Annotated in this window: 10 protein-coding genes; 8 read left to right on the top strand and 2 right to left on the bottom strand. The window is 68.7% G+C overall.

Annotation, left to right across the window (positions count from 1 at the left end; all coding sequences use genetic code 11):
* From AC1DSO_RS12800 to AC1DSO_RS12785, 4 genes are all read left to right on the top strand, one after another.
* Positions 1 to 86: hypothetical protein (locus AC1DSO_RS12800; protein ID WP_477069177.1), on the top strand; the 86-nt coding region annotated here is incomplete at its 5' end.
* Positions 87 to 136: 50 nt separating this feature from the next.
* Entirely contained in the window at positions 137 to 1,183 is a 1,047-nt protein-coding gene (locus tag AC1DSO_RS12795; protein ID WP_477069176.1) for a glycosyltransferase family 2 protein, read from the top strand.
* Positions 1,180 to 1,644 carry a GtrA family protein gene (locus AC1DSO_RS12790; RefSeq protein WP_477069175.1) on the top strand — a complete coding sequence of 155 codons (465 nt, stop codon included), beginning with the start codon at positions 1,180 to 1,182 and terminating at the stop codon, positions 1,642 to 1,644. Before AC1DSO_RS12795 ends, AC1DSO_RS12790 begins: the two co-directional genes overlap by 4 nt.
* Positions 1,632 to 2,360: a class I SAM-dependent methyltransferase gene (locus tag AC1DSO_RS12785; protein WP_477069174.1), complete on the top strand. Its 729-nt coding sequence runs from the start codon at positions 1,632 to 1,634 to the stop codon at positions 2,358 to 2,360. Before AC1DSO_RS12790 ends, AC1DSO_RS12785 begins: the two co-directional genes overlap by 13 nt.
* A 211-nt stretch (positions 2,361 to 2,571) precedes the next feature.
* Here the strand turns inward: AC1DSO_RS12785 and AC1DSO_RS12780 are convergent, their stop codons facing one another.
* Positions 2,572 to 4,506 carry a hypothetical protein gene (locus AC1DSO_RS12780; protein WP_477069173.1) on the bottom strand — a complete coding sequence of 645 codons (1,935 nt, stop codon included), beginning with the start codon at positions 4,504 to 4,506 and terminating at the stop codon, positions 2,572 to 2,574.
* Positions 4,507 to 4,733: 227 nt separating this feature from the next.
* On the opposite strand from AC1DSO_RS12780, the gene AC1DSO_RS12775 reads away from it, so the two are divergent.
* The 3 genes from AC1DSO_RS12775 (at position 4,734) to AC1DSO_RS12765 (ending at position 5,837) form a co-directional block, all read left to right on the top strand.
* Entirely contained in the window at positions 4,734 to 5,282 is a 549-nt protein-coding gene (locus AC1DSO_RS12775) for a hypothetical protein (protein ID WP_477069172.1), read from the top strand.
* A 77-nt stretch (positions 5,283 to 5,359) separates the two neighbouring features.
* Positions 5,360 to 5,653, top strand: coding sequence for a type II toxin-antitoxin system RelE/ParE family toxin (locus AC1DSO_RS12770; RefSeq protein ID WP_477069171.1), 294 nt, complete (start codon positions 5,360 to 5,362; stop codon positions 5,651 to 5,653).
* Position 5,654: 1 nt separating this feature from the next.
* On the top strand, positions 5,655 to 5,837 hold the full coding sequence (locus tag AC1DSO_RS12765; RefSeq protein ID WP_477069170.1) for a hypothetical protein: 183 nt from the start codon (positions 5,655 to 5,657) through the stop codon (positions 5,835 to 5,837).
* A 217-nt stretch (positions 5,838 to 6,054) separates the two neighbouring features.
* Here AC1DSO_RS12765 and carB read toward each other — a convergent pair whose 3' ends face one another.
* Positions 6,055 to 9,345 carry a carbamoyl-phosphate synthase large subunit gene (carB, locus tag AC1DSO_RS12760; RefSeq protein WP_477069169.1) on the bottom strand — a complete coding sequence of 1,097 codons (3,291 nt, stop codon included), beginning with the start codon at positions 9,343 to 9,345 and terminating at the stop codon, positions 6,055 to 6,057.
* Positions 9,346 to 9,716: 371 nt separating this feature from the next.
* Here carB and AC1DSO_RS12755 point away from each other — a divergent pair, with 371 nt between their 5' ends.
* Positions 9,717 to 13,103 carry a hypothetical protein gene (locus AC1DSO_RS12755; protein ID WP_477069168.1) on the top strand — a complete coding sequence of 1,129 codons (3,387 nt, stop codon included), beginning with the start codon at positions 9,717 to 9,719 and terminating at the stop codon, positions 13,101 to 13,103.
* Positions 13,104 to 13,180 lie beyond the last annotated feature (77 nt).

Here is a 13,180-nt window from a genome sequence, read left to right as displayed (position 1 = left end):
CGGCTAGCCCCCTCCACCGCCGTTCGGCGGTCCCCCTCCCCCAGAGGGGGAGGAAGGTGGAACTCAGAGCGCCAGCCTGTGGATAACTTTCGCGGCTCTTTCCCCGCCGCGCCCGGGGCGGCTAAGACTGCGGGCCATGGTTCAGTCCGCCGTCACCGCTTCGCCCACGCTCGCGTCCGCCGCGCCGCCCCTCGCCTCGCCCGCCCCGCGCACGCGGGCCGGCAAGCGGCTGTCGATCGTCGCGCCCTGCTTCAACGAGCAGGAGGTGCTGGACCTGTTCTTCGCGCGGATCGAGGACGAGCTGGCGGCGCTGGGGGTCGATTACGAGATCGTCTGCGTCAACGACGGCAGCCGCGACCACACCCTGGCGGTGCTGCTGAAGCACCATCAGCGGAACCCGCGCATCAAGATCATCAACCTGGCCCGCAACTTCGGCAAGGAGACCGCCCTGTCGGCGGGGCTGGACGCGGCGACCGGCGACATGGTCGTGCCGATCGACGTCGACTTGCAGGACCCGCCCGAGCTGATCGGCCAGTTCCTGGACGCCTGGGAGGCCGGGGCCGACGTGGCCTATGGGGTGCGGATCGACCGCAGCGCCGACTCGCCGCTGAAGCGGCTGACGGCCCAGGGCTTCTACAAGGCCTTCAACCGGATGTCGGACGTGGATTTGCCCTACAACGCCGGCGACTACCGGCTGATGGACCGGCGGGTGGTCGAGGTGATCCGCCAGCTGCCCGAGCGCAACCGGTTCATGAAGGGGCTGTTCGCCTGGGTCGGCTTCAACCAGGTGGCCGTGCCCTATGCGCGGCCCGAGCGGGCGGCGGGGAGCAGCTCGTTCCGCTATTGGAAGCTGTGGAACTTCGCCCTGGACGGCATCACCTCGTTCAGCACCGCCCCGATCCGGGTGTGGAGCTATGTCGGCCTGGTGGCCGGGGTGCTGGCGGTCGGGGTGGCCGGGATGATCGTGCTGCGCACCCTGCTGTTCGGCCGCGACGTGCCCGGCTATCCGTCGCTGATGGTGGTGATCCTGCTCAGCTTCGGCCTGCAGATGCTGGCCATCGGCTCGCTCGGCGAATACGTGGCCCGCATCTATCAGGAGGTGAAGGGCCGGCCGCTGTACGTGGTCATGGACCGCTACGGGTTCGACGCCCCCCAGACCCCTGGCCAGGCGCCAGGCCAGTGAGCGTGGCCGCCCTGCTGACCCCCGCGCGGCGGGAGCTGCTGCTCTCGGCGCTGCGCTATGGCCTGGCCGGGATCCTCAACACCCTGGTCGGGTTTTCGGTGATCGTCGGCCTGGACGTGGGGCTGCGCCTGTCGGCCCACCTGGCCAACGCCATCGGCTACGCGGTCGGGATCTGCGTCAGCTTCGCCCTGAGCAAGCTGTTCGTGTTCAAGGCCCGCCAGGCCAAGCCCCGCGCCTCGCTGCGCTATGGCGCGGCCGTGGCGGTGGCCTTCGCCGTCAATCAGGGGGTGCTGAGCCTGGCGCGGCTGGTCGCCCCGTCCGGCCCCGCCTGGGACGTCGCCGCCCAGGGCGCGGCCGTCGTCAGCTATACCGGAACCCTGTTCCTGCTGGCCCACTACTGGGTCTTCGCCCACCATCCGGACGCCGCGTCCGGCAAGGATACGCCTTCATGGACCGCCTGATCTACGACCGCATCCGTGAGCTGGAGAGCGACCACTGGTGGTTCGTGGGTCGCCGCAAGGTCCTGCGCCGGCTGCTGCGCCGCCTGGCCCCGCCGTCGGGGGCGCGGATCCTGGAAGTCGGCTGCGGGGCCGGCGGCAACGTGCCGCTGCTGCGCGAGTTCGGCGCGGTCGCGGCCCTGGAGCCGGACGACGAGTCGCGCGCCTATGCGTCCGAGCGCCTGGGCCTGGCCATCGACACCGGCCTGCTGCCCGACGGCCTGCCCTATGAACCGGAGAGCTTCGACCTGGTCTGCGCCTTCGACGTGGTCGAGCATGTCGACGACGACGTCGGCGCGGTGCGGGCCCTGGCGCGGCTGGTCAAGCCGGGCGGGGCGATCCTGACCACGGTGCCGGCCTATCCGTGGATGTGGAGCCACCACGACGTGCTGCACCACCACAAGCGCCGCTACCTGCTGCCGGCCTACCGCGCCCTGTTCGAAGAGGCCGGGCTGAAGGTCGAGAGCGCGAGCTATTTCAACACCCTGCTGTTCCCGCTGGCCGCCGTGCAGCGCACCGCCAAGCGGCTGCTGGGCGACAACAGCGCCGACGACGCCATGCCGCCGGCCTGGCTGAACAAGGCCCTGGCGGGGGTGTTCAGCCTTGAGGCCCCGCTGCTGGGGGCCGGCGCCGGCCTGCCGTTCGGCCTGTCGATCGCGGTGATCGCCCGGAAGGCTTAGGGCCCCTCTCCCCCTGCGGGAGAGGGTGGCCCGCCCCCGGGTCGCGCGAAGCGCGCGCCCGAGGATAAACTCCGCGGGTCGGGTGAGGGGGCGCGCCAACGGAAAACGCCGCGACTAGCCGAAAGGCCGGTCGCGGCGTTTGCTTTCTTCAACCCCTCATCCGGCCCTTACGGGCCACCTTCTCCCGCAAGGGGAGAAGGATGCTCGTCCCCTACGGCCGCAGGGCCAGCGGCGTCGGGATGATCCGCATCGCCTCCAGCCCCGCGCCCAGCAGTCGGGGGTCGGTCCCCAGGCCAAGCTCGGCCGGGGTCTTCGGATCCTTGATGTCGAAGACCACCCGCACCGACGCGCCCTTCAGCGCCGCGGGCGGCAGGGCCAGCAGGTAGTCGTGGCGGATCGCGTCCTGGCGATTGAAGGTGAAGGTCTCGGGCGGGCCGCCCGCCACCGACACCGCGACCGTGCGGCTGGGCGACTCGTCGGGCAGGAAGGCGAAGGCGGCGACCTGCAGGGTGGCGCTGGCCAGGGTGCGCTGGGCCGGCGAGATCGGCATGTCGACGATCGCCTGGCGGCCGTTCGACCAGACGCCGCCCGCTTCCGGCGCCGACCAGCCTTGAGTGAGATAGGGCACGCCGGCGCCCCCGGCCTTGAACAGCAGCGACGGCGGCTCGACACAGGCGCCGACCACGACCACCACGCCCCCGACCGGCGCGCCCGATCGGCAGCCCGGCTTGTCATAGAGGTCCCCGGGCCGGGTGACGATATAGGCCACGTCGCCCGGACGGTCGGGCCGGCCGTCGGCCATCAGGCTCAGCACATTGCCGCCGTGGGGCGCGCGCAGCATGGCGATGGTGGCCATGTAGGTGACGATCGGCGGGGTCTCGGCGGCCGAATACATCACCTGCTCGCCGGAGAGACCGCGGGTCAGGCGCACCTCGCGCACGTCGCGCAGCATGGCGGTGACCTTGGGCACGTCCATGACGCTGGGCCGCAGGAACAGGCAGGTCATCACGACCAGCTGCGCCACGAAGGCGGGCGCCGCCCCCAGTCCGCGGGTCCAGGCCGGCGGCGCGCCGAACGAGGCCGACCGCACGCCGAGCACCGTCATGCCCCACAGGGGCAGGATGAAGGCCAGCAGGCTGAATACGCCGAAGCTGTGCTTCATCACCGCATATTCCGACCCTTCGTGGCGCAGCATCCACATGGCGTACTGGGCCAGCATGGCGGCGGCGGCGGCGCCGCCGAGCGAGGCGAGCAGGACGGTCGAGGCGGTGGGCGCCTCGTCGTCCTCGACGGCGGCGGGCGCGCGGACCAGCTCGACCAGTAGCACCCAGGCCGACAGGGCCAGCAGCAGGCCGGCGGCGGCGGCCAGGCCGCTCAGCGGCAGGTCGGCCGCCAGGTGCAGGCTGCCGTTGTTGGTCGCCATCCAGCGCATGCGCCAGAAGTACGGGCTGCCCAGCACGCCGCCCAGGATGGCGAACAGGCCGACGAAGCTCACCACGTCGAAGCGGCGCGCGTGGATCAGGTCGCGCAGCCAGGCCAGGCCCAGCATGGCCATCAGGGCTCCGGCCAGCTTGAGCGTCGGCACCAGGTGGAAGCAGCCCGCCAGCAGCACGGCCGCCGCGGCGTAGGCCACGAACACCAGGCGCGAGCGGCGCAGCACCAGGCCGCCGCCCACCAGGGCCAGCATGGCCACGGCCTCGCCGACAATCTGGGGATAGAAGAAGTTGTCGATCAGCTCGGCCCCGAACGCCCCGCGCACGACATAGATATTGATCACCGTCAGCACGGCGCTGGTCGCCATGAAGCCCGCCGAAACGCGTCGCGCCTGGTCGAACAGGGTCAGCCAGACGACGGCGGCGGACAGGACGCCGACCATCAGCAGCGCGTTCAGCTCGCCCCATCCCAAGGTCGCCGCCAGCGCCGCCAGGCGGTGGCTCAGCTTGGGATAGATGACCATCTCGGCCATCCATTCGTGGCCCTGTTGCGGGATGACGAGCGCGTGGCGCACCACCTCCATCACCTGCAGGTGGTAGGAACTGTCCACCGACAGCGACAGCATGCGGTTGTTCGACAGCAGAGCCGCCAACAGAAGGCACCAGAACACCGCGCCGGCGCCCCAGGCCCAGGTCTTTTTCGTCCCCAACATTTCGCCCCAGTCTGATTCCGTCACGCCCGCCGCGTTGCGATTACTAGCAGCAAAGCGCGAGCGTGGAACCCCGCGCGCTGAGGTTGAACCTCCACGCCCGGCCGGGTGAGGAGGACGAGAAAGGCCAAGCCGAAGGACGCCGCTAAACCGGCGCCGTTTGGTTTTATACTTGTAATTTTCTACCCCGCGGCCGAACCTCCTTCCGAAGCGAACGAGGGGAAGGCGTGATGGCGGTCAAGGATTTCGGGACACGACGGACGCGGCGGCTGCTGGTCCCGCTGATCATCTCCGTCGTCGCCGTGGTCGGGATCCTGGGCGCCTTCCTGTTCACCGGCTTCGACCTGGCCCGGTTCGAGCGCGCCCAGGGCCTGCTGCCCTCGCCGTCCGCCGCACAGCAGGCCCGCTACCAGCCCTTGGCGCGAACCGAGTGGCGGATCGTGCGAGCCAATCTGGAGGCGCGGCTAAAGCAGACGAACCCGCTGGAACTGGGCGCGGTGTGGTCCACCCGCACCGGCCAGATCTGCGGCCTGGTCAACGGCCGCGGCAGCTTCGGCGGCCTGACCGCCATGACCCGCTTCTACACCGTCGACCAGCGGCCGGTGTTCCACCAGGACGCCGAGCACGTGCGCTTCCAGAAGGCCTGGTTCGAGTGCCGCCGCGACCAGTACGTGATGCTGCACCAGGGCACGGAGGAGCCGGGCTTCTGCGGGACGGAGCTCGGGCGGCGGCGGTGCTACCACGTGCGGAGTGGGGTCGCGGTGGATCGGCGGGACTGACGACAATCGACCAAACCTTGCCATACCCCTCACAAACAACTCATAGTTGCTCTGATTAAGAGCAATGATCCGGACCGATGAACTGGGAAATCCAGCAGACGCTCGTCTTCGAAGCGTGGCTGAAAGGGCTGAAAGATCTCGTCTCCAGGGCGATCATCGTGAAGCGCATCGAGCGCGTCGCCGCAGGCAATTTCGGGGACGTGAAAGCCGTGGGCGAGGGCGTCAATGAGCTGCGCGTGGACCACGGCCCTGGGTTTCGCGTCTATTTCGTCAGACGCGGGGAGACGCTGATCGTGCTATTATGTGGTGGCGATAAGGCCTCACAGGCGCGAGACATCGCCCGCGCCAAGGCCCTAGCGCAGGAGGTATGACTTGGAAACCCGGCCCTTCGATCCCGCCGACTACCTCGACAGCGAGGAAGCGATCGCAGCCTATCTGGCGGACGCGCGCGCCGGCGGCGCCGAGGAACTGGGGCGCGCCGTCGAGGTGGCTGCGCGAGCGCGGGCGCTGAACGAAGGCCGCATCGCGCGGCGACAGGCCGGAGGCCGATCTTAGGCTGTCCCTTCTCCCCTTGCGGGAGAAGGTGTCGTCCGAAGGATGACGGATGAGGGGTCGCGCTAACGAAAACCGCCGCGACGGCGGTGAGGCTGTCGCGGCGGATCCTGTCTTCAACCCCTCACCCGACCCGCGGAGTTTATCCTCGGGCGCGCGCTTCGCGCGACCCGGGGGCGGGCCACCCTCTCCCTCAAGGGGAGAGGGAAATCTTGAAGGCCTAGTAGCTCTGCAGCGGCCTCACGTCCAAGACCTCTTCGGGGGCCACGGCGATGGCTTGCGCCGCCGCCAGGGCGCCGGCCGAGGTGGTGTAGTAGGGCACCTTCATCATCAGGGCCGTGCGGCGGATCTCGAAGCTGTCTTCCAGCGCCTGCTTGCCCTCGGTGGTGTTGAACACCAGCTGGACGCCGCCGTTCTTCATCACGTCGACGATGTGCGGACGGCCCTCCAGGACCTTCTTCACATAGTCGACCTTGACGCCCTGGGTGGCCAGATAGGCCTGGGTGCCCTCGGTCGAGATCACCGTGAAGCCGGCCGCCTGCAGCAGCTTCACCGGTTCGACGATCCAGGGCTTGTCGCTTTCCTTGACCGAGACGAACGCCGCGCCCTTGGTCGGCAGCTTGACCCCGCCGCCGAGCTGGCTCTTGGCGAAGGCGCGGGCGAAGGCGGGACCCATGTCGGCCTCGCCGTCACGCTTCCAGTCCAGGCCCATGACCTCGCCGGTCGAGCGCATTTCCGGGCCCAGCACCGTGTCGACGCCGGCGAAGCGGGCGAACGGGAATACCGCTTCCTTGACCGCGATGTGGTCGTAGGGAACGTCCTTCAGGCCGAAGCTGGCCAGGCTCTCGCCGGCCATGATCTTGGCGGCGATGGCGGCGACCGGCTGGCCGATGGTCTTGGCCACGAACGGCACGGTGCGCGAGGCGCGCGGATTGACTTCCAGCACGTAGATGCGCGGGTTTTCCGAGTGCGGCTCCTCGATGGCGAACTGCACGTTCATCAGGCCACGGACGTTCAGGGCCAGGGCCATCTTGACGGTCTGGCGCTTCAGCTCCTCGACGGTCTCGGCCTTCAGCGAGAAGGGCGGCATCGAACACGCCGAGTCGCCCGAGTGGACGCCGGCTTCCTCGATGTGCTCCAGCACGCCGGCCACGAACACGTCCTTGCCGTCGCACAGGGCGTCGACGTCCACCTCGGTGGCGCGGCTCAGATAGTGGTCCAGCAGGATCGGGTGCTCGAACGAGATCTCGCCGGTGTTGGCGATGTAGCGTTCCAGGTGCTCGTGGTCGCGGATGATCTCCATGCCGCGGCCGCCCAGCACGTAGGACGGRCGCATCACGAACGGGAAGCCGATCTGCTCGCCGGCCGCGCGGGCCTCTTCCCAGGTGCGGGCGATGGCGTTCTCGGGCTGGGCGATGTCCAGGCCGTTCAGCAGCTGCTGGAAGCGCTCGCGGTCCTCGGCCAGGTCGATGGCGTCCGGGCTGGTGCCCAGGATCGGGATGCCGGCCTCTTCCAGGGCGTGGGCCAGCTTCAGCGGCGTCTGGCCGCCGAACTGGACGATGACGCCGGCCAGGGTCCCGTTGCGCATCTCGACATGCAGCAGCTCCAGCACGTCCTCGGCCGTCAGCGGCTCGAAGTACAGGCGGTCGGAGGTGTCGTAGTCGGTCGAGACGGTCTCGGGGTTGCAGTTGACCATGATCGACTCGATGCCAATGGCGTCGAGCGCGAAGGCCGCATGGCAGCAGCAGTAGTCGAACTCGATGCCCTGGCCGATCCGGTTGGGACCACCGCCCAGGATCACCGCCTTCTTGCGGTTCGAGGGCTCGCTCTCGCACTCGGGGACCTGGCCCAGGGCCCCGGTCTCATAGGTCGAGTACATGTAGGGCGTGCTGGCCAGGAACTCGCCGGCGCAGCTGTCGATGCGCTTGAACACCGGGCGGACGCTGAGCTCCTGGCGCAGGGCGCGGACCGCGCCTTCGTTGGAGCCGGTCAGCTTGGCCAGGCGGGCGTCGGAGAAGCCCTGGGCCTTGAGGGCGCGGAAGCCCTGGGCGTCCTTGGGCAGGCCGCCGGCCCGGACCCAGCCTTCCTGGCGGACCAGCTCGGCGATCTGGCGCAGGAACCAGGGCTCGTAGCTGCAGGCGGCGTTGACCTCTTCCACGGTCAGGCCGTGGCGGAAGGCCTGGGCGATGACGCGCAGGCGGTCCGGCGTGGGCGTGCCCAGGGCGCGGATCACCGCGGCCTTGCCGGTGTCGGGGTCGTCGGCGCCGTGGATCTCGACCTCATCGAAGCCCGACAGGCCGGTCTCCAGGCCGCGCAGGGCCTTTTGGACGCTTTCCTTGAACGTGCGGCCGATGGCCATGACCTCGCCGACCGACTTCATGGCCGTGGTCAGCAGGGGCTCCGAACCCGGATATTTCTCGAAGGCGAAGCGCGGGATCTTGGTGACGACGTAGTCGATCGAGGGCTCGAACGAGGCCGGGGTCGCGCCGCCGGTGATGTCGTTCTTCAGCTCGTCCAGCGTGTAGCCGACGGCCAGGCGGGCGGCGACCTTGGCGATCGGGAAGCCGGTGGCCTTCGAGGCCAGGGCCGACGAGCGCGACACCCGCGGGTTCATCTCGATGACGACCATGCGGCCGTCGGCCGGGTTCAGCGCGAACTGGACGTTCGAGCCGCCGGTCTCGACGCCGATCTCGCGCAGCACGGCGATCGAGGCCGCGCGCATCCACTGGTATTCCTTGTCGGTCAGGGTCWGGGCCGGGGCSACGGTGATCGAGTCGCCGGTGTGSACGCCCATCGGATCGATGTTCTCGATCGAGCAGACGATGATGCAGTTGTCCGCCGTGTCGCGGACCACTTCCATCTCGTATTCCTTCCAGCCCAGGACGCTCTCTTCGATCAGCACCTCGGTGGTCGGCGACAGGTCCAGACCCCGTTCGACGATCTCCTCGAACTCCTCGACATTGTAGGCGATGCCGCCGCCGGTCCCGGCCAGGGTGAACGACGGGCGGATGATCGCCGGCAGGCCGACGAACGCCAGACCCTCGCGGGCCTCGTCCATGTTGTGGGCGGCCTTGGACTTGGGGCTTTCCAGACCCAGCTTGTCCATGGCGTCGCGGAATTTCTGACGGTCCTCGGCCTTGTCGATGACCTCGGCCTTGGCGCCGATCATCTCGACATTGAACTTCTTCAGCGTGCCGTCGGCTTCCAGGGCCAGGGCGGTGTTCAGCGCGGTCTGGCCGCCCATGGTCGGCAGCAGGGCGTCGGGACGCTCTTTCTCGATGATCTTGGCGACCATCTCGGGGGTGATCGGCTCGATATAGGTCGCGTCCGCCACGTCCGGATCGGTCATGATCGTGGCCGGGTTCGAGTTGACCAGGATGATCCGGTAGCCCTCGGCCCGCAGCGCCTTACAGGCCTGAACGCCCGAATAATCGAACTCGCAGGCCTGACCGATGACGATCGGGCCGGCGCCGATGATCAGGATCGAGGAAAGGTCGGTTCTCTTGGGCATGGCTAACTCGCGCGAAGACACGGTCGCGCACATCCGCGCGCCCGCTGTCGACCATCTTGCTGGTTAAGCCGCCCGTTTAGAGACGGAGTCGGATCGGCGCAACCCCGGAAGCGAAGACCGTGGTTACCGCGCGTAAGGCGGGCCGGCTTGCGTGTCCTGCCCCGCTGAAATCGTGCCTCGGCGCTCGCTCAAAAGATGTGTCGGATTGTCGACTTATCCGCGCATCTATAGCAAAACACCGTTATGCGACCGCTTGCTCGCTAGGGGTGACGGCGGGCAGGCTTCGCTATTTCTGATGACACGGCCTCCGCCGCTTTCGAGCCAGAACGCTCAAGAGCCGCATGGCCGACGGGGTTCGTGGGGACAACCAGATGACTTACACCGCCAAGCAACTCGGCATGGCCTGGACGGCCGTCCACAACGGCGTCGAGCCGGATGCGGCGACCCTGGCCGAACTGCTGGTGCGGACCAACGCCTCGTTCAGCGACAAGGACGCCCTGGGCTACGTCATCAACAGCGGCGACAGCACGACGGCCCTGGCGGCGYTGAGCTATCAGTTCTTCACGGGCAAGAGCCCGACCAAGGCCGGCATGGACTACCTGGTCAATTCGCCGACCAACCCCAACGACCTGAACGACCCCTACTACGCCCGGTTCGGGCTGGAGAACCGCTACATCAACTTCGCCGCCAACCTGGGGGTCCAGGGCGAGGGCGCGGCGGCGTTCGCCAGCAAGTACGGCGCGATGACCTTCGCCGCCTATGTGGCGTCGATCTACGAGACCATCATCGGATCCTCGTACGCCAAGGCCGCCGGCCTGGATGCGGCCAAGGCCATCGCCGACATCACCAGCCGCCAGGCCGCCATCCTGGCCACCGCCCAGAGCGCGGGCATGATCACCCCGAACATGACCCAGGCCCAGATCGACCTGGCGGTGAAGGCCGCCACGGCCGGCTACCTGCTGGGCGAGGCGATCAAGGCGGACGTCGGCCTCTACGCGGCGGCGGCCAACAACTTCATGCTGGCCCTGGCCAAGGGCGAGGTGGTCTACAACACCGACCTCACCAAGACCTATGCGCCCACGGCCGGCTCCGGTTCGCAGGGCACGGGACACACGGTGGACATCGCGCCGGTCGCCACCGCCCTGCCCGGCCTGCCCGCCCCGCCCCCGACACCGCCCGAGCCGACGGCGATCAACCGGGCCCTGACCATCGGCGCCGACAAGTTCGACGGCGCCGATGACGACGACACCTTCACGGCCGACCACACGACGTTCGACGCCGGGGACCAGCTCAACGGCTACCAGGGCGTCGACACCCTGAAGCTCGTCGGGACCAAGGGTTCGACCTGGACCGTGCCCGGCGCCAGCGTGACCGGGTTCGAGATCGCCGAGCTCAGCAACAATGCCGGCCTGGTCGCCGACACCACGACCTGGACGGGCCTTACCACGCTGAAGACGACCAGCGTCGGCGCGACCACCTTGAAGGCGGCCACGACGACCGACGTCAGCACCACGGTAACCAGCCAGGCGGCCAACGCGATCACGCTGAACGGCGGCCACGACGTCACCCTCACCGCCACCGGCGCGACGACCGGAACCGTCAGCGTCGGCGGGACCACCGCGCCGACCGGCGCGGTGAGCGTCAGCCGGACCACGACCGGCGCGGTGAGCGCCGGCGCCATCGACGTCCACGGCGGCGCGACCATCAAGGTCACCCAGACGGCCGGCAACGCCGTCAACACCACCCAGACCAACGGCGCGGTCACCGTCACCGGCACGGCCCTGACCACCTCGGTGACGGTCAAGGCCAGCCCGGAGGCCACGGCCGACGTCTCCACGGCCGGGGTCGTCRCCAACACGGTGACCATCACCGACGTCAACGCCGGCGGTCCTGGCGCGGGAACGATCACCGCCATCGACGTCGACGGCTACAGCACGCTCACCGTCAACCACAGCAGCCTGAGCGTGCTGAAAGTGGCGCACGGCGGCGGCAACATCACGATCAACAACGCCGGCGCGACCAGCCCGGTCACCACCCTGAACCTGACGGTGAACGGCCTGACCGGCGGCGTGCTGGACGACGCCGACGTCTATACCACCCTGAACGTCACGACCGGGGCCCAGGCCTCGACCCTGTCCGACATCACCGACACCGCCCTGACGACGCTGAACGTCGGGGGCGTCAGTTCGCTGACCCTGAGCAGCATGGCGGGCATGACCAACCTGCAGACCGTGACCACCAGCGGCGCGGGCGGCCTCATCGCCGACTTGGCGCCCCTGACCACCCTCGCCTCGGTCAACACGACGGCCAGCACCGGCGCCAGCACCCTGACGATCGACCCGACCAAGACCACCTTCACCGGCGGCGCGGGCGGCGACACCGTCGCGCTGAGCGGAACCACCATCACCAAGGCCATCGACCTGGGCGCGGGCAACGACACCCTGGTCCTGGCCGACTTCACGGGCGTGCCCGGCGCGGCGATCAACGGGGGGGCCGGAACGGCGGACGTCCTTTCGATCTACGCCTGGGACGCCGTCACCCTCTCGGGTTCGGGCGCCTTCGCCGGCCAGGTGACCGGCTTCGAACGCCTCCTGGTCCGTGGGGGCAACATCCAGACGGTCGATGTCGCCCAACTGGGCGGCTACCACTACGTCACCAACGAGGGCGGCACGGGTACGATCATCAAGGGACTGGTCAGCGGCGACACCCTGGAAATCAAGGGCTTCGGCACGGCCACAAGAATCGACCCCACGACCTTTGGCGGCGCCACCGACACCCTGAACGTCGTGCTGACGGCCCCGAGCGCAAGCTTGGGGCACCTTCAGGGCACGGGGGTCGAGAACCTCGCGGTCAACCTCGTCGACGCCACCCATGGCGTCAGCACCTGGCGCGCGATGAACGTCGATGTGAAGACCGCCACGATCACCGGCGACGCGGGCCTCAATCTCACCCTGGACAGCAAGGCCCTGACCAGCGTCGACGCCAGCGGACTGACCGGCGCCTTCACGTTCACGACCAAGGCCCTCACCCAGGCGGCGACGATCAAGGGCTCGGCGACGGGCGCCAACACCGTCGATTTCAACGCCGCGACCGGCGGCGTGATCACCTACGAAGGCGGGGCCGGCAACGACACCGTCTCCGGCAGCAACGGCCTCTTCCAGAACGTCGTCCACCTGGGCGAAGGCACGAACTATTTCGACGGCTTCGCCGGCGGAGCGTCGGCGATCACGGCCGGGTCGGGCGACGACTACATCAAGATCACCAACGGCGCCGCCACGATCAATGCGGGCAACGGCGGCAACACCGTCATCGCGCTCGACCCCACCGGCTCGACCATCACCACCGGGACCGGCAACGACAACATCTTCGTCGGCGGGGGCGCCAATGTGGTCAATGTCGGCTCGGGCAATGACTATGTCGGGATCAGCGCCGCGACCGCCACATCGACCGACTACACGACGATCAACGGCATGGGCGCGGGCGACAAGATCGAGTTCTCCAACCTGACCTTCTCACAACCCACCGCCGGCGCGGCCGTGGCTACCCTAGGCTCGTACGCGGCCACCCTGGACGCCGCCCTCGCCGGCGACGGCTCGGCGACGCCGGTCCTCAAATGGTTCGTCTTCGGCGGCGACACCTACATCGTCGCGGACAACAGCGCGTCGACCACGTTCGACCCCGGTGTCGACTACGTGGTCAAGGTGACGGGCCTCCACGGCGCCGGCGCCGTCTCCACCTTCGCCGTGACCCTGACCTAGCAACAGGCCGCTCGCGCCTGACCGAACGCCGGTTGACAGGCCCGCGCCCTTCATTTAACAAGTCCGTTAATTAACAC

The sequence above is a fragment of the Caulobacter sp. P4_E5 genome (genome assembly GCF_056401555.1).
The sequence above is the reverse complement of the archived record's forward strand: the minus strand, read 5'-3'. Positions and strand labels throughout refer to the sequence as shown.